The organism is Prevotella sp. P4-98 (assembly GCF_002251405.1).
Lineage (GTDB): Bacteria > Bacteroidota > Bacteroidia > Bacteroidales > Bacteroidaceae > Prevotella.
Genome location: NZ_NPJC01000009.1, coordinates 14,598 through 36,527 on the forward strand (window position 1 = coordinate 14,598; position 21,930 = coordinate 36,527).

Here is a 21,930-nt window from a genome sequence, read left to right on the forward strand (position 1 = left end):
ATCAATTGTTTGCCGTTAGTGTTACTATCGCTTTCTTTCCATCATAAACCACCGTTTGCTGATAGCCATCAGGCATTACAAAAGTCAGCTGACGACGCTTTACCATTTTCTTGTAACTACCTTTCCGTGCAGATATTGATAGTTGGTGATGGCTGTCGTCCCAATGTAATGTATAGGTGCCATAGCCTTTGCGCTCACAGTCATAACCGTCACCAGCATCTTCATAGATGGTAAATGTAGCATCCGCACCAGGATACACCTTTATAATATAAGGAGCATCGGGGTGTTCATCGGCATATTGCTGTGGAGCGGAGGTCAGCGACAACGTCCGTTTCCGATGCGCCACACAGACGTCAGTACCATTGCCTGTCAACTGTCCATCGGGCTGATACTGCACACGAACAATATCTGCACGCACAAACTCTACACGCAGGCGTGACGGTCCGTTTGCCACTTCCAATCTGCGGCTGAGAGCAACTGGCAATGCTACCTTTGTCGGTTGAAAGGCTATGACCGTCAGTGGGGCGGCAAGCGCCATAAGCAACACGGCTATTGTTTTCTGAAATTCCATTTAGAATTATCGCTACTGAAATCAAAGGGTGCGAGAGCGGGGGTGCAGTCGCCAAGCGAGACGAGGGCAAGGGGCTCGGAAGTGCCCGGTACTGCTTTCGGCATGATGCGATAGGTGCCGTCGGTCAACTGGTCGATGCGCCAGAGTTGGGCGTCGTCGCCAGTATATGCCATCGTTGCCACTACATCGCCATCGGCGGTTGCCGTGAGGCAGCGAGTGGTACCCGCTATACATATCTTATAATAAGGAGTTCCCAGACTGCCGCCTTTGCCCTCGGCTACGCTGACGGTCCACTGCTGATGAGGACGGAACATATAATCGTTCATACGCACTGGCACTTCTGTTTGGGGCCAACTTGCTTCTACATCAGCAAGTGTCTGTGGTGAAAGTGGCTTCAATGGTTGCTGTGGTTTAATCCAGAAAGGCACTCGCTCGGCATCCATACGTATGAAATCTACAGCCATCTCAAGCGCATAGCCACGGCGTTCAGATTCAATCTCATAGGTTCCATCGAGCAAATCGTCACCTGCAACGGGCCAGCCGTTGCGCCACAATAATGGGCGAATGGCTAATACACTACGACCACCTTGACGGAAGTCGGCCTCGTAGTGGAACGACATTTTTTCTACACCATCGGCTATCACGAAACGACCGAAATGCCCTGGGCCAGTCTTGAGATTATTGGCAGCAATCACCATCTTACCGCCACCCTGCAACATGTCGCGTCCTACGTTGTCAAGATACGGACCGGTCACGCTGCGTGAACGTCCTACCACGATGTTGTAGGTGGAGTTGGGACCGTCGCAACAGGTGCCATGGGTGCCCAACAGGTAATACCATCCGTCGCGATAGATGAGGTCGGTAGCTTCACAGTCGATGGCGATATTGACGGGCTCGTTGCCTGACATGCGCTTGCCAGTCTGCGGATCGAGTTCTACCAAACGGATAAAACCGAAATAGGTGCCGTAGCTGAGCCAGAGGCGTCCCGTGGTGGGATCAAGTAGCAGTCCGGAATCAATGGCATCACAGTCTTCATCGTCGAGCGACGATGCCACGACGACGGGGTCGGTATATTGGAAGTCGGGAGAGGTAAAATCCAGCGTTTTGTTCCACATGGTCAGCACATCGCCACGATGACTGCCGCCAAGACCTCCGCCCGTAGCACTATATGCCACAAGATAGCGATCGCCAATTTTTACAACATCGGGGGCTGCACCGCGTCCAGGACGTATGGCACCGCCTTGCCACACCCAACCATCTGCCGACCACAGGCCGCCTTCGCCTGTTCCGAAAGTGTAATATTTGCCATCACACTCGGCTATGGTCGATGGATCGTGAATAAAAGGTTCGCCCACTTGTGCGCTCGCTTGCAGAGAAGCACATGACAACAGGGCACACAAAGCACCCACAGAAATGGTTTTATTGAATATTCTTGACTTCATCGTCATTTCACATTAAGTTTAATATTACGTATTGGATTGCCTTGCGCATCAAGGAAGCGTACGCAGAAATCGCTCATGCCAGGACCATTGATGACGGCACCTACCAGATAGTTGCGGCCTTTCTTCAGTGTCAGTTTCGGTGAGACGACATCGTCGCGCACCATGCGACGGTCGCCAGAGAGCATGACTGCCTCCTTGCCACCATTGAGCCACCATATGGAAGCGCCATTAGAACCGATGGCCAGGCGCACATCGGTCATCTCTTCAGGACTGTCAATGGCTGTCACTGCCCAAAACACTACACCGTATTTCTGCTTTTCAAAAGAGGTGGCGAAACGGAAGAGTTTTACATTGAAGAGTTTGCTGTCGAGTGCATGCCATCTGAGGGTTTCCTTTCCTACCTGCTGTGTACTGCCATCTTTAGGCAGACGGAGCATGACGGTGGGAAGATAGTCGTTGTAGAACTTCTCGCGTAGATAACTATCCGTAAAGACAGTGTTAGTGCGGACTGGAGCACTGATGGGCTCTAACAACATCCACCGCTGAAGGAATCCGTCTTCGGTAGGTGCTGAAGGTGTTGCCGTGGGTAGCGTGAAGTATGGGGTAGCTGCTTCTGGCAAGACTTTCTTTTTCTGTGCCGTTACAGTACTTACGGTGAGCACGAAAGCGCAAATGCAAATCGCCCACCTACGCATATAGCTTTTCTTCATACAAATCCGTTTTTTAGATATTAACAGTTACATTGACTTTCTTCAAGTCTTTATCTGCAGAGCTATTACCATAATATACTTCATACTTGCCACCCTTAGTCCGAACGGTATTGGTGGCTGCATCAAAAAGTTCGAAGCTCTTGCTGTCAAGTGTGATTACAGCATTGGTGGTTTGGCCAGCCTTCACTGTCACACGCTGATAGGCTTTGAGCGACTTCAACGGACCATCTGCATCTGTTGGATCCTTGATATAGACCTGAATGGTCTCGGTGCCGTCTTTCTTACCCACATTGTTCACAGGAATAGTCAGCGTGACTTTTCCGTCTTTTCCGAATGAGGTAGCAGAAAGTTGCGCACTGCCGATGGTGAAGGTGGTATAGCTCAGTCCGTAGCCGAAGGGGAAGAGGGCGTCGTTCATATAACGATAGGTGCGACCCTTCATAGAATAGTCTTTGAAGTCGGGCAACTGCTTGGTGTCGCGATAGAAGGTGACGGGGAGTTTGCCACCGGGATTGTATTCACCGAAAAGTACGCGTGCAACAGCTTCACCACCTTCTTGTCCCGGATACCATGCCTGTAGGATAGCATCACAACTCTGTGACTCTGGAGTGAGTGCAATAGCCGAACCTGAGCAGTTTACAAATACCACTTTCTTTCCAGCTGCCTTCAATGCTTTCAGAAAATTGCGTTGTACGGCAGGCAGTTCGATATCGGTACGGTCACCGCCCTTGAATCCTGGTACATGGATGGGCATTTCCTCGCCTTCAAGTTGTGAAGAGATACCTCCTACAAAGACTACCGTCTGGCAGTCGTTCAACTGATTGATGGCGTCTTGATAGTCGATAGGTGTCTCATGGCCGATATTGATTTTGAGGTCGGCATTATATGTTGGCATCTCATGATAACGGATTTCTATCTTGTAAGATTTGCCTTTCTCTCCGTCAAATTCAATGCGCGACTCGGTGGTGCGCCATGTAGATTGTTGGGCTTTGAGCTCTCCGTCGAGATATACCTCATAGTGTCCGCAACCATCCACATCGAGCAATACCTTGGCGTGCTGTTGCGGGCGGAATACGGTTTCATAGACTGCAGAAAAACCGGTCAGACTGACATTGGGAGCAAAGGTATGCTGGCCGTGGGTGGTGACCTGTATGGGATTCTTCTCGTAGGTGACAGTAACGGGTTTGCCCTCACGCTCACGATTGTTCCAGAAGGTAGCCTTGAAACCTGTTTTGCCATCCATACTACACTGATTGTAATAGGATTCAAGCGTCTGGTCGTTGACCAAGTCGCAGCCCTTGAATGTTATGATTTGGCTTTTCTTTAATCGGCTCTTGATACCGTCGAGGATGGTTATGGTCTGTCGGGGTGTGCCATTGTAGTTGCCCCACATCATGGGTTCGTTGTTGGCATTAGGACCGATGACGGCTATCTTCTTCTCGTGTCTGCTGAGAGGGAGCACATTGTTGTTGTTTTGCAACAAGGTCATGGTCTGGAGCGACATTTGGAGGGAGAGGTTGCGATGTTCCTTGCTACACAATACTGAAGCAGGAATATTTGACCACGACACGATGCTGTTGTCGTCCATCTCACCCAGGTCGAAGCGACCTTCCAACAGGCGCACAACGTGTTTATCAACTTCTGCTTCGGTCAGTGCGCCATATTTCACTGCTTCTGGCACTGACTTGTACATATACTGGAAGCCACACTCTACATCGGTACCTGCCAATACTCCCTTAGCGGCAGCATTCTTTGGATTGCTCGATACCTTATGGTTATTCCAGAAGTCAGTCACGGCACCACAGTCGGACACAACGAGGTATTTGAATCCCCACTCATCGCGCAGAATGGTTTGAAGCAAACGAGTGCTTCCACAACAGGGTTCGTCGTCCCAACGCTGATAAGCGCACATCACCTCGCGCACCTTAGCATCCTGCACGAGCGACTTAAAGGCAGGCATATATGTTTCCCATAGGTCGCGCGGTGTCACATCGGTGATATTATCGGTGTGGCGAGACCACTCTGGACCGCTATGGATGGCATAGTGCTTGGCACAAGCCCATAACTTTCGGTATTTAGTATCTTCAGGACCTTGCAAGCCACGCACCACGGCGCACCCCATCATACTGGTCAGATAGGGATCTTCACCATAGGTCTCCTGACCGCGCCCCCAACGTGGATCACGGAAGATATTAACATTGGGAGTCCATACCGACAGGGCGTGAAAGCGCGTGACCTCGCCTCCCTGTTGCTGGAGTTGATTCCATTTGGCACGCATCTCGGTAGAGGTGGCATCAAACACCTTATATACCAAACCATCGTTGAACGAAGCTGCCATACCAATAGGTTCTGGGAATACGGTGACATCGCCCATATTGGCAACGCCGTGGAGGGCTTCACTCCACCACTGGAAGCGCTTGATGCCCAAACGGGGTATGGCGGGAGAATCGTCCAGCATCAGTTGGGCTTTCTCTTCCAAAGTAAGGCGACTACACAAATCCACTGCACGCTCATGGGCAGAGAGTGACGGATTCTGATAAGGCAATTGCTGTGCCTGCAATGCTACCGGCATACTCAGTATTGCAAGGCTTAGGAGTAATGTTCTGTGGGTCATAATGTCATTTATTAGTTGTTATCTATTTTGGGGTTCTATAATTCTGTAGTTTCCGCTCAGATGCATAAAGGCGAAGAGGCGGAGCAAGCCATCATAGTAGGCATCGAAGAATCCATCGGAATATGGTTTGTTTTCCAGATTCCACAGCCGTTCTACAAATTCACGGCTTTTATTATGGGTACATACCAGCGACACGGCTGCTGCAGTTGCCACCAATCCTGTGGAATGGCGTAGTGCCTTATACTCGGTGCCTGCCTGAAGGGTGTCTTTCACCGCAGTACCATCGATGTTGTACTGATCGACATAATGGTCTATGCCTTGCGAATAGAGGAAGTTTTGGATACGATTGCCATATTGCTGTTGCCACTGGCGATCCTTGCATGCCCAACTATAATCCAAGGCTATATTCATCGGCACACGCCATGAGTCGAAACGGAAAGCATCGCCGATAATGCCACGACCGCCCATCAGTGTTCCATCGTAGTTACAATAGTCGGGATTCAGTCCGGTCACTGGATGGATGGCTTTATGGAGAAACTCGCGACTCTTCTGTGCACATTCGTTCCAGAACTGCGAACGACCATCGTTAGCCCACTTTGCCCATACCTCATAGAATGCTGGCAGATGATAGGATGGGTCAGTGAAGCGTCCGCCAAACTTATCGGGTGTGAATGTGATGAGTTGGTGTTCGAGGCTGATGAGCGGTGCACTCTGATCCATACCAGCCTTTTGCATCGAACAGTTGAGGATGTACTGAGCCTCCTTCAGATAGTTGATGCCTGTATCATTGCCCCATCTGTTAGAGGCAAAGATCAGTGCAGTGACATAATAGAGTTCGCCATCGGAAGCAGGACCTTGGGCATTGCGCGTACCATCGGTTTTACAGCTCCATGCAAAATATCCCTCCAACGGGCCATGCTGATGTTGCATATATGTCTTTCCCCAACGCCAAAGGCGGTCGAAGATGTCTTTTCTATCAAACTGCACGGCAATCATCAAGCCATACGACATGCCTTCGGTACGCACATCATGATTTTTGATATCGCTGATATATGCCATCGAGTCGCCTACTTCAAAATATACTTTATCGGGCCCTTCAAACACATCATGGAAGATGCTTTTGAGTTTGCGGTCTATCTCGCTCTGCGGATAACCAAGTTCAGCAAAGAGGTTACGATACTGGTGGGTGTCGAATGCGCCTTGGGTCCACGGCAGTGCGTCGAATCCTACCCAGTCAACTTCTACTGTTCCTGCGGTCTGCACAGTGAAGTGCAGGTCGTGGATGCCCAACGGAGGTGTCACTACTGGGGTAGAGACTTGTGTCCATTGATTGCTCTTGGGCAGTTTCATCTTGGCAATGACAGTGCCTTTGGCACCATCAGCCCTAACGGTCATGGTGCCACCTTTGGGTGAACGCACACGGACGGTAAAGCGTTCTACCTTCTCTTGAGCAAAATCCACCTTATTATATATAAGGGCATTCTGCTTTCCAGAGAAGAGTGTCTTCCATCCTTTGAAGCAGTCTGTGGTGTCAAGATAGTCGATGGACACCCCTTTACTGCTGACAGACGAGTAGCGGTCTATGTCTATTCGATTGCGGGCATTGGCGATTCCTACACCACGGAGTGTGGGAACAACCTTTCGGATAGTACCATCGGCATTGAAACAGAGCGAATCGATACGCACCGAGCGGTTTTTATCAAAGCGTGGAGAATAGTCGTTATGGTGATAGAACAGATACCATTGGTTCTGATATTGTACGATAGAATGGTGGTTGGTCCAGCATCCCGTGGGCGATTCATCCATGATAATGCCCTTAAATGTAAATGGTCCCATGGGATGATCAGCCATGGCATAGGCTAAAGTCTCTGTGCCGTTTTTCTTTCTCACCCAAGGGAAGGTGAGGTAATATTTGCCATTGCGTTCAAAGGCAAAGGGTCCTTCCTTGAATCCTTCAGGCAGTCCGTCTATCCGAACAGGGTCAGAAGCCAGTTCGGTCATATTGTCTTTGAGTCGTGCCATCCACAGAGCACCACCTGCATAATAGATGTAAGCCTGTCCGTCGTGGTCAATCAGCACACAGGGGTCTATGCCATGCACATCCTTGATAGGTTTCCACATCGGCATGAAAGGACCTGTGGGATGGTCTGCCACAGCCACACCGATACCGAAACCGCGTTCTTCTCCTTTGGGTGCTGCGGGAAAATAGAAGTAGTAGCGACCGTTTTTCTCTACACAGTCGGGCGCCCACATGGTATAAGAGCCATCCTGCACCCAGGGCACTTTATCTTGCGACACGATCACGCCATGGTCTTCCCAGTCGGTGAGATTAGAGGATGAGAATACGTGATAGTCTGCCATACAGAACCAATCCTTCAGTTTTTCTATTGGACTGGGAATGTCGTGCGAGGGGTAGAGATACACTCTACCATTGAAGACCCTGGCTGTGGGGTCTGCTGTGAATTGTCCTTTGACAACGGGATTTTGTGCACATACCACATAAGCGGTTGCAACAGCCATACCAAGCAGTAGTTTTCTACAGTTCATACAGAATAATTGTTTAGTTATTGCTGTTGCAAAATTAGGCATTTCATCGGACATTATATGTATTCTCGTGTTTCATATTGTTTTCAAATAGTATCAGATTCATGCGATATTGCGTCTTCGCGAGTTTTTCATCCTTATCGGTCAAGAATATCAAAATATTCGACCACACATCGACCAACAGTGCATATCGTGTCACCCCAAACTGCTATACATCATAGGAGAAACGGTGATGACAATCAGATACCGTCAAGCGTAACATTTACTTTACCACGCGTAAACTCCGGAATGTTATAGGATTTCATGGTTCGGAGATAATAGGCAGCATCGGATTGCGGCAAGAGAAACGGTTTGGAAACCTTGCCATCAGCATCTATATGCACGATATATGGTCGGGTATAGAGTCCGTCATCCTGTCGGCTTGCCATCACCATCCATCGTGAATTACTACTCCACGAATGGTATGACGCACGAAAATCGGGCAATATCGATACCATTTCTAATGCGGTAGTGGCATTGGCAGGTATCATCATGAGGCGTGCTTCTTTGTGCCAGATAGAGAAATTGCCATAATCGGAAAGTGTAAACACCAAGTGGCGACCATCGGGAGAGCATCGGGGAAATGATACACTCTTCTGTGTCTGACGGGCATCATAGATGACATGTACGCTATCAGCAAACTGTTTCTTCTCTGCATCAAACCCTATACTACAGAGCGAATAGTGCACCTGGTCGTAGTCATCAGGGATTTTCACGCTGTCAGCACTGCAAAAATACAAGGTTCTACCATCGGCACTCCATGACGGGAAAGTTTCAAACTTGGTTTTCGACATCAACAGCGGTGTAGTGATCAACGTATCGGCTTCAAGGTCATAGACCATGACATCGGAGGAGAAATCAAACACCTCTATTCTGTTTCGGTCAGTAGTATGAAACATCTGCTTGGTATCGTTCTGCGAAAAAGCAATAAAGCGACCGCTTTGATGCCATGAAGGATAGACCAACGACTTCGGCGTGACGAGTTTGCGCAATCGTGCCTTACCGTTTTTCATATAGGTTCCAGCATGGTTAAGGCGCAGATGAAACATGAGTTGTTCAGGATTGTAATTACAGAACGAGTGGCAGTTCATGCAACCTTTATCCGTTTGGCGGTTGGTTATGATAGCTTCCTCGTCATAGTTTTCCACACTACGCTGGTATATGCCCATCTCATTCCATACTTCATAACCGGGTTCGATGAGTCTATAAACCAATGTATTGTCGATGGAATCGGGCGAAATATTCATCTTAAAGGCATCATACTCCACCCATTTTCCATTTTTCTCTCCCTGAATGGTCACTGTTATCACATGTGAGGCTGCCACCAATTTATGCCAATCGGCTTCCGATATGCAGATGCCATCAGTGTCATCGCTGCCCACGATTATCGTTTCTGAACCTGAACTAAATACGGCTTGCACAGACTCCAAGGCATTGGCACTGTCGTTCAAAGCAAAGGTTGGAGCGGAGATATTCACCGGAAGCAGCACATCGGCGTAGTCAGGGAACAGTGGTGCAGACTGACGCAACGGTTCTGCCTCTTGTCTGTGGAGCGTACAAGCAGCCAGAACAAATGCCGACAGCATGACAAACAATATTTTCTTGATCATTTTCGGTTTCCTCCTTTCAGTTTTTTATAGGCATCGGCAAAGTATTTCTGTTGTGTCAACTGATATTCAGGAAATTCATCACAAAGGCTCACAAATTGTTGATTGTAGTGTGCAAGCAGATAGAGCGCACCCAAATACTGGAGCGTGGTGCGACATTGCACCGTTCCACGTGTCTGTCGAGCCACATGCAACAGATCGTCGTCAAGGCCTTTAATACCGGAAAAACGATTATCGGTAATCAGGCATCGGCGCTTCACGCCATATTCCGCATCCTTCGCTACGGCATCATCATGATAGAGGAATCGCCTTTGCGACATAGCCCATGTCTTATAATAAACAGTCTTTTCTAACCATCGGATGTATTTCTCTGCCACAGCATATTGCCCATAGATGATGTTGGTCTGTACCAGTCGCATCAGCAGGCGCGGTGAGAAATCATTCTTTTTCTCATTCAGTTCGAAGGCATAACGCTGCGATTGGGCGATATGTCCCATAGAGTAATAGATGTCGCTGAGCAATACTGCGAAGTCTTCGTTCTGTATGGCATCGATATAAACAGATCGGATATCAATACATGGTTCGTCGTAGAGACACTGACCGAGCAATCCTTTCTCGGCAAGTGCCATATTCAGAAAGTTCTGTGTCAACAGATTGGTCACTCTCCCACCCTCATCACAACGGGCAATGATGCCAGCCCAATCCTGCTTTCGCACCATATTACTCATTTCAAGATATTGGGTTTGCTGCTGGCCTGCTGGGGTAAAACGGGCTGTTAGTGCCGTCAAGCCATTGGGGCTTATCAACGCCAACAAGCCCATGCTCGCAAGCCATGAGGGTACAAGTGACAGGTACAGCCATCCAGTCTTTTTGCAGAATAGGCGGATAATGACCATTGCCAATACAGCCACCAACAATGCTACAATCATTGTCATAAGGATGCCGATGATAGAATGAGCAAAATATTGCAGGAAGAATTGGCGCACCACCTCTCCCACTCCATATTGATAGAGTGCATACGACAGATAGTGACTGTCCCAATAGAACGTAGTCCACCCCTCTGCATAGTTCAGTATCGGAACACACAGAGCAAAGAGCGACACATGAAGTGCCACGGTCAGCACCAATATCAACAGTACGGTTTTCTTCATTTATAGTTTCTAACCCACAAAGTTACATATTTTTCCACACATACCCAAACTATTACGGCAAAATATTCGCATCATCATTCTGACCGTTTCAATCCATATCTTTCGGCAGGACACGGGTGATGGATGTGATAGACAAAAGGCTCATAGCAGTCAGATAGATATTAAAGAAATCGCCACGCCCCATGATGGAGCGTGGCGAGATATGAGAAGAATGTTTTATTTATTCTTTGTCTTCCTTACCAGCGTAAGCAGGATTCTGCTTCAGAGCCGGGTTCTTCATGAGTTCTGTAGCAGGAATTGGCATATCCATCTTGTTGATATCAAAGTCGAATGTACGCTTTGTCCAAGGATAGTTAGCATAGTCTTTACCACCATCATCCTTTGGATAGTTGTAATTGACGTGATCCTCAATATAGCCAGACTTGATCATATCTGGGCAGAGGCTCCACTCTGAGTTGAACTCTTTACGACGCTCCTCATTGACAGCAACCTTCCATACTGGAGAAGTGTGCTTGTAGCCAACGCGGTTAGGCTTAGCCTGAAGTTCTGTATAGTAAGCCTTAGCATCAGGAACGGAAACTCTTGCTGTCAGCACGCCAACAGGATAGCTGGTCATAGTGAAGTTCTTTCCGTTGCCAGCATACACATTGTTATAGTGTCCATAGTATGCACTGTAGTCCTTACCGATAGTTTCGTTACCCCATGCACGGTCACGAATCTTATCGATTGCAGCCCATCCAGCAGGAGAATTTTCACCTTCTGTACGGAAGCAGCACTCTGCATAGTCGAGCAATACGTTAGCATAACGCTTACCATAGATAATCACAGGAGCCCACATCTGAGTACCCCATGAGTTACCATCAGCATAGGCAGAACGCCAGATCTTGGTCGTCCAGATAGCAGGAGCAAACTCACCATTGGTGAAGTGGAACTGACGAGTCTTGGTACCAGACTGTACACCTTCAGCATTAATGAATGGTGCAACGACATGACCACTGGCATCCTTAACACCCAGAGAGTCCTTCAGATAAGGGTTGTAGCCCCATACATTATTAGATTTTTGAATACCATATTCAGCCAATTTGGCTTCTGGAATAGCACCTGTAGCGCATGAAGCGTCACGACGTGTGTCACCTGGTTCATAGCATGCATACCATTCCCATGAGAGGTATTCAGCACCCCATCCACCATTCTCAGGACAAGCGCAGAACCACTTAAACATGTTTGGATTACAGAACGTGATAGTACGGTCACTACCCCAGCTACTCCATTCGTTACCTTCGTCTGAACACATCGCCCAGATACATTCCTTATTCCAGAATCCTGCAGGATCCCAGTTGGTAGCGAAGTTAGAAGACAGTTCGTAAGTATTGCTGTCGATAATATCTTTCAGCTCTTTCTTAGCTTTGGCATAGCAATCAGCAGCCTGATCGGGGCAACGGAATGCTTTCCACATGTATGCATCAGCGAGGTATGCCTTGGCCATACCCTTGGTGCAACGGCCATACTGATTGTTGTATGGAGTCCAATCCAGCAGTTCTGCAGCCTTAGAGAAGTCTTCGATGATGAAGTCCCACATTTCTTCGTAGGTCTCTGCAGCAGCCTTGACAGGAGTATTATTGAAGTCTTCACCGGTGGCGAGCATAGGAACACGACCGAATGTAGTAGCCAACCAAGTGTAGAAATATCCACGGAGTGCGCGAGCCTCACCTTCGCAAAGCTTCTTAGCTTCTGGGGTTACTTTCTCTGCATTCTCAAGTCCAGCCAGATAGAGGTTAGCACGTGCGATGGCAGTATAAGCGTGTGACCATCCTTGACCCAGTTCACCAACGTTGGCATCCCATGTCTGGTCGAGGAATTTTACGTCCCAACCGGTACACTGTGTATCCATTGTTGGGTGGCTTCCAGTAAACAAATTTGGTTTAAAGCCCCAGCTATCATCTTGTTTGCTGACGTTGTTATAGGCATAGATACCGTTCAATCCAAGGCGGGCATTATCATCATTCTCAAACTGAGATTCTATGTCCAGAATGTCATACTTTGGTACGTCAAGGAATTTATCGTTGTCGCATGAAGAGAAAGCGACGCATCCTAAACCTGCCAATGCAAAATATTTAATTATATTTTTCATAATTGTCTTTCTTTATAGTTAATTAGAAGGTAATGTTAAGACCGCACATGTAAGTACGTGGAGTTGCATAACGGCCAGTGTCAAGACCTGAGTAGATGACGCTACCCTGACCAACTTCAGGATCACCATACTTGCTGTATGGAGAGATTGTGCAGAGGTTCTGAACAGCTACGTAAGCACGTACTGCAGTGAGACCGAATGAGCTGAGGAACTTCTTAGGAACGTTGTAACCTACCTGAATATTGCTAATCTTGAGGAAATTACCGTTCTCTACCCATGCATCGCTAATGCGGCTGTTCTTGTTGTTGTCAAGGCGAGTCAGGCGTGGGAGTGTTCCGTTAGGATTGGTTTCAGCATTGTACATGTTATTGTAGCTATCCTTAAGCAGAGCAGGAGTCCAAGAGTCATCCGACGGGTTCATGATAGAAAGACGCATCTTTGAATAAGAAAGGATGTCCATACCCAGTACACCGTATGTGTAAAGACTGAAGTCCCAATCCTTATAAGTAGCGCTGAGGTTCAAACCGAAGTTAAACTTAGGCAGACCATTGCCGAGGATTACGCGGTCATTATCATCGAGTGTGCCGTTCTTATCAGTATCAACGAAGAGGAAGTCACCGATCTGTGCATCCTGTCCCTGAGCCTTAGCTTTGTCGAGTTGCTCCTGAGTTTTGATGATACCTGCAACTTTATATCCATAGTATGAACCTACGGCTTCGCCTTCGCGACAGATAGAGTGGTTGTTCCAGTTGAAACCTGTACCACTGACAGCACCAAGGTTTGAACCGTCGATTTCGTCGGCAGAATATGTGCTGTTGCCACCGGTACATGTTGCAGTGTAGTCCGCACCCATCTTCTTAATCTTATTCTTCAAGGTAGAACCGTTGAATGCCACGTTGATAGCCCAGTCCTTATTGAGTTTCTTGTTGTAGTTTACAGAGAATTCGAAACCGGTATTATCAATCTGACCGTAGTTGGTATAGATAGAAGTATTACCTGCTGATGGACGAATCTGACGCTCAAGGAGCAAGTCCTTAGTCTTACGAGTGAAGAAGTCCATGGTAACAGTCAAGTCATTGTTGAGGAATCCGAGGTCAAGACCGAAGTTAGTCTGTTCGTTGGTTTCCCATTTCAAGTTGGTATCAACCAGTGGTGCATAGAATCCAACAACACGATCGAACGAACCGGTAGTACCACCACCAAGACCAGGAGCGTAGAAGTTGTACTTGGTATCGGCAGAAGACAGGGCATAAGTAGAACGTCCTGCGATACCACCGGCATTACCAGTCTGACCCCAACCGATACGAACCTTAGCATTGCTGATAGCCTTCACGTCCTTCAGGAAAGACTCTTCCTTCACGCGCCAAGCGATGGCAGCTGATGGGAAAGTACCCCAACGGTTTCCTTCAGAGAAGTTAGAAGAACCGTCGCGACGTACGGTAGCAGTCACCACGTAGCGGTCGAAGAGACTGTAAATCAAACGTCCATAGTATGAGATAGTACGTACTTCAGCGTTGAAACCACCATTACCATTGATACTTTTAGCATCATTGGTGAGAGAGATCACACGGTTGTTGGGAGAGAGGAAGCCGTGCGCACTTGCGCTAACCCATGAACCTTCGTACTTGCTTACAGTGTTACCAGCCATCAAGGTCAGGTTATTGAAATCAGTCTTCCAGTTATAGGTCATGTAAGTTTCAATGCTCTTGCTCAGACCCTTGCTCAGGCTGAGTCCGAAGTCATAGTAAGCCTGGTTACGACCTTCGTACTTCACTTCAGTCATAGTACCGCCGATATTGTTGTAACGCTTGTACATACCAGAGAACTCGTCATTGTCAGAGTTGGTCTGTGTCCAAGAAGCGATAGCGTGGATGTTGAGCTTATGCTCCTTCAGGTTGAGAAGTGTAATGTCGATGTAGGGGTTGATAGAAATACGTGAGTTGCGAGTTACGCGACCGATTTCCATCTGTGAAGCATAGGGGTTCTGAGCCTGAGCGGTCATACCTTCCCATCCGTCAGGCGTAGGAGCCTTACCTGCTCCATAGGTACCATCGGGGTTCACCACATTAACATTAACCAACTGACCAGTTACGTCATCGATATAGTCGAGTGATGGAGCCATCTGCGCGATATCACGCTGTGATGACAGGTTACCATTGTTACCCAAACCGATGTTGTTACCTTTAACGGTAGAGTACATGTAGTTCATATCACCACCAAACTCAATGTAGTCATTGACCTTAGTCTTAACGCTGGCGCGTGAGGTGAGTCGGTCATACTTGGTGTTAACGATGATACCCTTGTTCTGCAAGTAACCAAGAGAGAAGTTGTACTGAGTCTTTTCAGTACCACCATTAGCAGAGATACCATACTGTTGACGGAGTGAAGTGCGATACATCTGATCCTGCCAGTCGATGAGGTTGCGCTTACCATCGTAAGCCTCAGCCCAGATCTGGTTGTTCAGCGTAGCGCCGTCATTAGCTTTAGACTCGCGGATAGAACGAGCATAATCGTTACCAGTGAGGGTTTTCAGTTTGTAAGGAAGAGTCTGAATACCAAGGTCAGCAGTGATCTTGATGTTCATCTTGCCTTTCTGACCGTGCTTAGTGGTAATCATGATAACACCATTCGCACCGGCAGAACCGTAAATTGCAGTAGCAGAAGCGTCCTTCAAGACTTCAATACTCTCGATATCAGCAGGGTTAACGAAGTCGGCATTGGTACCAACCTGCACACCATCTACTACATAGAGAGGCTGAGCATCACCGTTGATAGTACCGATACCACGGATACGGATGGCAGATTTAGAACCAGGAGCACCGTCCTGATTGGTAACCATCACACCAGCAGCTGCACCTTGGAGGGCCTGAGCGATGTTAACAGGCACCTTGCGCTCCATTTGCTCCTTATTAATAGTAGCCACAGAACCAGAGATGTCTGACTTCTTCATTGTACCATAACCTACTACAACGAGGTCGTTAAGTACTGTTTCATCGCCCTTGAGGACAACTTTAAGATTGGTTTTGCCGTTGACAGCCACCTTTTCAGTAGCATATCCCACGTAAGAGATACTCAACTGTGCGTTGGCTTTCACGTTCAACTGGAAGCGACCATCGAAATCAGTCACGGTACCGTCGTTTGTGCCCAGCACTTTAACGGTTGCACCGATAATCGGTTCGCCACTTTCATCACTTACTGTTCCTTTTACAAGGCTCTGTGCCGAAATCCCCAAGGGGAATAAACAGAGCAGCAACAGTAAAAACAACGGCTTTTCAATCTTTCTTAAGTTAGTTGAATTTGACATAAATAGAACAGATTAAAATTAGTTATTGATTGGTTAATATTGTTGTTGGTTTGTTTAGGTTGCCTCACGCATTTGTTGCGGTAAGGCGATGCAAATATAATTTATTATTCCTTAACATCTGTTCATAATCGGCAAAAAAAACTTTGTTTCTTGTTACATTTTGAATTTTGTTACACAGGATGAGGGTATATTTTACACCACACAAAGTTTTCTGTCGATCAAGAAAACGCGTCAGAGCAAAAAAGTAGAGATTCAACCCCTATAGTGTGCAATATAAATACTTTTTGAAACATGCAGAGCTGTTAAAACATGCTATAAAACACACCGTGACTGTTCGTATATACCTTATATATAATGCGCGCGTGCGCACGATCACACGCACGTGGTAACACGAAGGATGATAGTTTATATAGCAACTAAAAATAGTAAGAATATGCAAAACAGAGTTTTTTCAGTGATACTATTCTATCAGAATATATGCAAAAAAGATACAGAGCTTGATGGTTTGAAAAAAAATGTGTAACTTTGGCAACGGAAACAGAAAATGGATGCTCGCAAATACAAGAAAACAAGAAACGGCTGTCTTTCGAGCTGCTGGAGAGGAAGTAGCAACGGGAGCGAGAAGCAACCTAAGGCAGCTGGAGATGCAGCAGCAACGGGAGCGGGAACTGACCTAAAGCGCCAGGGAACGCCGCAGAAACAGGAGCAATAACCTAAACAAATATTTTAAAAAAACAATAATACAATGAAGAGAAATGTAATTCTGACCGTAATCGGTTGCCTCATGAGCGTTATGGCATGGGGCGAACAGGTGGTTGTGGAGACTAAAAACATGACCATGGTGCTCGATGTAGAGCAAGGCAAGCATCCACAATACGTGTATTTCGGCAGTAAACTCAATGCCGAAGAACTTGCCCATCTGCAAAAACCCGTGGAAGGACGCATGGATGCCTATCCTGCCTATGGTCTCAACACACCGGCAGAAGCAGCTTTTGCCATGCGCCATGCAGACGGTAACCTATCGTCAGCACTTTATGCCGATGGTGTAAGTCGCAATGGCGACGTGACCACCATCCGCCTGAAAGACCCTGTTTATCCCATCACCGTCAATCTGAAATATAAAGCATACCGCGATGTAGATATGATTGAAGCATGGAGCGAGGTGACCAACGGCGAGAAACAGACCGTCACCCTCACCACTTTTGCCTCTGCCATGCTACCCATTCGCCGTGGCGATGTATGGATGAGCCACCTCTATGGATCGTGGGCAAACGAGGGGCGCCTGGTGGAAGAACCACTCCATGCCGGTCAGCGTGTGATTGTCAACAAGGACGGCACGCGCAATTCGCATACCTCTCACGCCGAAGTGATGTTCTCCTTGGATGGCAAAGCCCGCGAGAATAGCGGTCAGGTGATAGGTGCAGCCCTGTGCTACAGTGGCAACTACCGTCTGAAAGTCAATACCGACGACACCGAATACCATTATTTCTTTGCAGGCATCAACGAAGACAATTCAGAGTATCACCTTAAGAAAGGAGAAACCTTTGTGACGCCAGCTCTTGCCCTAACCTTCAGCAACGAAGGTCTTTCAGGCGCCAGTCGCAATTTCCACAAATGGGGTCGCAATTACAAACTGATGCACGGCAATGTGGAGCGCAAAATCCTTTTGAACTCTTGGGAAGGTGTCTATTTCGACATCAACCAGCAGGGCATGGATCAGATGATGGCTGATATCGCCTCAATGGGAGGTGAATTGTTTGTAATGGACGATGGCTGGTTTGGCGACAAATATCCCCGCAAGACCGACAACTCATCACTTGGCGACTGGACCGTAGATAAAAACAAGTTGCCCGATGGCATCGAAGGTCTGTTGCGCGACGCAAAGAAGAACGGAGTAAAATTCGGCATTTGGTTGGAACCAGAGATGACCAATACCGTCAGCGAACTCTATGAAAAGCATCCCGACTGGATCATCAAGGCTCCTAAGCGCGACGCCGTGCTGGGTCGCGGCGGCACGCAGTTGGTGCTCGACCTGTCTAATCCCAAGGTGCAAGACTTCATTTTCAGCATTGTAGATAATCTCCTGACGAAATATCCAGAGATTGATTATATCAAATGGGACGCTAACATGGCGATTATGAACCACGGCTCACAATATCTCAACATGGCAGACCAGAGCCATCTGTATATAGCCTACCACCGTGGGTTCGATGCCGTATGCAAGCGCATCCGCGCCAAATATCCCGATATCACCATCCAGGCATGCGCTTCAGGAGGCGGTCGTGCCAACTGGGGCATACTCCCCTACTTCGATGAGTTCTGGGTTTCCGACAATACCGATGCGCTCCAGCGCATCTACATGCAGTGGGGGACCAGCTATTTCTTCCCCGCAATCGCCATGGCAAGCCATATTTCCGCAACTCCCAACCATACTGTGTTCCGCACCACATCGTTGAAATACCGTATCGACGTAGCCATGAGCGGTCGTTTGGGCATGGAGATTCAGCCGAAAAACATGACCGATGCCGAGAAAGAACTGTGTCGCAAAGCCATTGCCGAATACAAGCAGATACGTCCCATCGTACAGTTTGGCGACATCTACCGCCTTATTTCGCCCTACGACAAGAAGGGTCTTGCCTCGATGATGTATGTCACCGAAGCCAAAGATAAGGCAGTGTTCTACTGGTGGAAGACCGAATCGTTCCAAAACGAGCACTTGCCACGTGTCCACATGGCAGGTCTTGACGCCACTAAGATGTATCGCGTGAAGGAGTTGAACCGCATCGACGTAGAGCCACTCGCCATTGAGGGCAAGCTGTTCAGCGGTGCATACCTGATGAACCACGGTCTCGACGTGCCTTACCGCAACAATACGGAGTGGAACGCACGCACTGATTGGTCGAGCCGCGTATTGCTCCTTGAAGCCCAATAATCGTCAGCAGGCGCACATGGTGCGCACCTATTTATAATGAAAGACACACATCGTAACAGATGACAACAAGAAAGAAAGAAAAGACAGACCTGCTCGCTTACATCCGCGAGGGCCGTACGATGACACGGAGGGAAAAGCTCAATCTGATTATTCAGTTGAGTATTCCCTCCATGCTCGCACAGCTCTCCACCATCGTTATGTTTTTCATTGACGCCTCGATGGTGGCACATCTGGGTGCCAAGGCATCCGCATCTATCGGATTGATAGAGAGCACTTCATGGCTCTTTGGCGGACTTGCCTCCGCTTGTTCCATGGGTTTTTCCGTCCAAGTGGCACACGCCATCGGCGCCAACGACTTCGATCGTGCACGCCACATTCTTCGTCAAGGCATCACCTGCTGTCTCATTTTCAGCGCATGTTTAGCCACTACGGGCATTATCATCCATCGCGCCCTCCCCTATTGGTTGGGTGGAACAGCCGATATTGCCTCCGATTCATCGCTTTACTTTCTGATATTTTCCTGCGCTGCCCCTTTGTTCCAACTCGAACACCTGTTTGGTTCGATGCTCAAATGCTCAGGTAATATGAAGGTGCCCAGTATGCTCAACATCATGATGTGTTTTCTCGATGTAATTTTCAACAGCATTTTCATCTTCATCTTAGGCTTCGGCGTAGTCGGTGCAGCCATGGGCACCAGTTGTGCCTACCTTGTCATCACATCGCTGATGGGATATTTTCTCATCTTCCGTTCCGACATTCTGCATCTGAAAGGACGGCGCGGTTCGTTCCGTCCCACTATCTCCACAGTGAAGGCCGCCTTTGGCATCGGCGCCCCCATGGGTTTGCAACACCTATTGATGGGTGGCGCACAGATTGTGAGTACGATGATTGTAGCGCCTTTGGGCACTATCGCCATTGCCGCCCACTCGTTGGCCATCACGGTAGAGAGCCTGTGTTACATGCCGGGCTACGGCATTGCCGAGGCAGCCACAACGCTTGTTGGTCAAGGTATCGGCGCCGGACAGCGCCTGCTGACCCGTTCTTTTGCCTATCTGTCTGTAGGACTTGGAGTTTTGGTGATGACGTTTATGGGTGGTATGATGTATCTCTTTGCCCCCCAACTCATGGTGTTGATGACTCCCGTCGAGCTCATTCAGGAGGTCGGCACAGTATGTTTACGCATCGAAGCCTTTGCCGAACCCATGTTTGCAGCAGCCATTGTGTGTAACGGAGTATTTATCGGTGCAGGCGACACACTGCGCCCTGCCATGATGAGTCTGGCATCCATGTGGGGTGTGCGTCTCACGTTGGCAGCCTTGCTCGCTGTGAGCCACGGTCTGCCAGGCGTTTGGACCGCCATGGCCATCGAACTGACGTTCCGCGGTTTGATATTCCTTACCCGTCTGTGGCATGGCGGTTGGGCAAATCGCATGCGCACCTGATCCGCCACTGGGTATAAAGAATACAGCCTCGACTTGTATGAAGTCGGGGCTGTTTCTTTCTTTTCCTATTAATAACTAAAAAACCTACTTTCTCTTAAATTTGTGGATTGTCGTTGTTTCTCACCCACAAACCTGTTGCAGCTAATGCTGCACACAGGGTAATCCATGTCATGTTAATCATCTCTTTACCTTTTTAATACCTAAAATTAAACATTAACCTAACAATCAAACTACTACTGCCTTCTCTATTATCCTCATTCTTTCACCTATTTACCTATTGTGTTATCCTGTTTCCTGATGTGTTATCCTAATCTTTTCCTTTTGAGCTCTTTCTTTGTTATCCTATCTTCTTACCTATTCTACCTATTTACCTTTCTTACTAACAATCTTATGTTATCCTATTGAATGTGTTCTCTCTTGATCACGGTGCAAAGTTAAGCAGATTCTGCGAACCTGCCACAGAATCTGCTTACAAAACTTTGAAAATGGGTGTATAATTGACCTTAATCAATTTATTGTGTTCGCGCACACAACTCTTTTCCCACTAAATTAGTCAATTCGACAAACTGTGGAATGGTGAGTTGCTCAGGTCGTTTGGTCATCATTTCATGCTGTGTGAGTGGGCTGTCGATAGTCGAAAGGTTAGGCAGCAACTGGCGTAGCGACACGCGCAACATCTTGCGGCGCTGGTTGAAAACGGTTTTCACCACGCGCTTAAACAGCTGTTCGTCGCATCCGAGGTGTTCCACGGAGTTGCGTGTCATGCGTATGACCGCACTTTTCACCTTTGGCGGTGGGTTAAACACGGTTTCATCCACGGTGAAGAGATAGTCCACGTCATACCACGCCTGTGTCAGTACCGAGAGAATGCCGTATGCCTTGTTACCCGGTTCACTCGCCATTCTGAGTGCCACTTCACGTTGTATCATGCCCGTGCAACAAGGAATGAGGTTGCGGTTGTCGAGCATTTTGAAGAATATCTGCGATGAAATATCGTAGGGATAATTGCCCGTCAATACAAACTGCTTGCCATCGAACACCTTGGTGAGATCCATTCTGAGGAAATCCTCACCGAGTATATTCTCTCTGAGTTTAGGAAAATGTTCGTTCAGATACGCCACACTCTCGCGGTCTATCTCTACCACTTTCAGTGGGCGGGGTTTTTCCACGAGATATTGAGTCATCACTCCCATGCCGGGTCCCACTTCGAGGACGGGCAAATCTGGGCATGCATCAACAGTATCGGCTATGCGTTTGGCAATGCCGAGGTCGGTCAGAAAGTGCTGACCGAGGTTTTTCTTGGGTCTTACTTGTTTCATTCTTGCGCCTTAAAGGTACTTTGCAAAGGTAAAACAATTATTCAATATTCACAAATTTTGCGAACACTTATTATATATAGGTCTATTATTTTGCCTCATCATCCCACCCTCATGTCCATACGCC

13 protein-coding genes are annotated in these 21,930 nt (G+C 47.9%); 3 read left to right on the plus strand and 10 right to left on the minus strand.

What is annotated here, in order from left to right; all coding sequences use genetic code 11:
• Window position 1: 1 nt before the first annotated feature.
• From CIK96_RS02320 to CIK96_RS02360, 9 genes are all read right to left on the minus strand, one after another.
• Window positions 2-571: a DUF5110 domain-containing protein gene (locus CIK96_RS02320; protein ID WP_094436521.1), complete on the minus strand. Its 570-nt coding sequence runs from the start codon at window positions 569-571 to the stop codon at window positions 2-4.
• On the minus strand, window positions 550-2,019 hold the full coding sequence (locus tag CIK96_RS02325) for a family 43 glycosylhydrolase (RefSeq protein WP_371592328.1): 1,470 nt from the start codon (window positions 2,017-2,019) through the stop codon (window positions 550-552). The genes CIK96_RS02320 and CIK96_RS02325 overlap by 22 nt, the downstream gene beginning before the upstream one ends.
• A complete protein-coding gene (locus tag CIK96_RS02330) occupies window positions 2,016-2,723 on the minus strand; it encodes an acetylxylan esterase (protein ID WP_094436525.1) in 708 nt (235 codons plus the stop codon). The genes CIK96_RS02325 and CIK96_RS02330 overlap by 4 nt, the downstream gene beginning before the upstream one ends.
• Before the next feature lie 13 nt (window positions 2,724-2,736).
• Complete coding sequence (xyl3A, locus tag CIK96_RS02335; RefSeq protein ID WP_254047060.1) at window positions 2,737-5,295, minus strand: xylan 1,4-beta-xylosidase; 2,559 nt, start codon at window positions 5,293-5,295, stop codon at window positions 2,737-2,739.
• A gap of 60 nt (window positions 5,296-5,355) precedes the next feature.
• A complete protein-coding gene (locus CIK96_RS02340) occupies window positions 5,356-7,884 on the minus strand; it encodes a glycosyl hydrolase family 8 (protein ID WP_094439412.1) in 2,529 nt (842 codons plus the stop codon).
• Between the two features lie 236 nt (window positions 7,885-8,120).
• Window positions 8,121-9,530, minus strand: a complete 1,410-nt coding sequence (locus CIK96_RS02345; protein WP_094439414.1) for a PD40 domain-containing protein — start codon at window positions 9,528-9,530, stop codon at window positions 8,121-8,123.
• Entirely contained in the window at window positions 9,527-10,678 is a 1,152-nt protein-coding gene (locus CIK96_RS02350; protein ID WP_094439416.1) for a DUF6057 family protein, read from the minus strand. Before CIK96_RS02350 ends, CIK96_RS02345 begins: the two co-directional genes overlap by 4 nt.
• Window positions 10,679-10,898: 220 nt before the next feature.
• Entirely contained in the window at window positions 10,899-12,809 is a 1,911-nt protein-coding gene (locus tag CIK96_RS02355) for a RagB/SusD family nutrient uptake outer membrane protein (protein WP_094439418.1), read from the minus strand.
• Between the two features lie 22 nt (window positions 12,810-12,831).
• Window positions 12,832-16,113 carry a TonB-dependent receptor gene (locus CIK96_RS02360; protein WP_094439420.1) on the minus strand — a complete coding sequence of 1,094 codons (3,282 nt, stop codon included), beginning with the start codon at window positions 16,111-16,113 and terminating at the stop codon, window positions 12,832-12,834.
• A 544-nt stretch (window positions 16,114-16,657) separates the two neighbouring features.
• Between CIK96_RS02360 and CIK96_RS13160 the strand changes: the two genes are divergently transcribed.
• The 3 genes from CIK96_RS13160 (at window position 16,658) to CIK96_RS02370 (ending at window position 20,487) form a co-directional block, all read left to right on the plus strand.
• Complete coding sequence (locus CIK96_RS13160) at window positions 16,658-16,825, plus strand: hypothetical protein (protein WP_158214819.1); 168 nt, start codon at window positions 16,658-16,660, stop codon at window positions 16,823-16,825.
• An 81-nt stretch (window positions 16,826-16,906) separates the two neighbouring features.
• A complete protein-coding gene (locus CIK96_RS02365) occupies window positions 16,907-19,045 on the plus strand; it encodes an alpha-galactosidase (RefSeq protein WP_371592342.1) in 2,139 nt (712 codons plus the stop codon).
• Between the two features lie 59 nt (window positions 19,046-19,104).
• Window positions 19,105-20,487 (plus strand): MATE family efflux transporter, encoded by a 1,383-nt coding sequence (locus CIK96_RS02370; protein ID WP_094439424.1) that lies wholly within the window; start codon window positions 19,105-19,107, stop codon window positions 20,485-20,487.
• Between the two features lie 512 nt (window positions 20,488-20,999).
• Here CIK96_RS02370 and rsmA read toward each other — a convergent pair.
• Window positions 21,000-21,806, minus strand: a complete 807-nt coding sequence (rsmA, locus tag CIK96_RS02375) for a 16S rRNA (adenine(1518)-N(6)/adenine(1519)-N(6))-dimethyltransferase RsmA (protein ID WP_094390165.1) — start codon at window positions 21,804-21,806, stop codon at window positions 21,000-21,002.
• Between the last annotated feature and the right edge of the window lie 124 nt (window positions 21,807-21,930).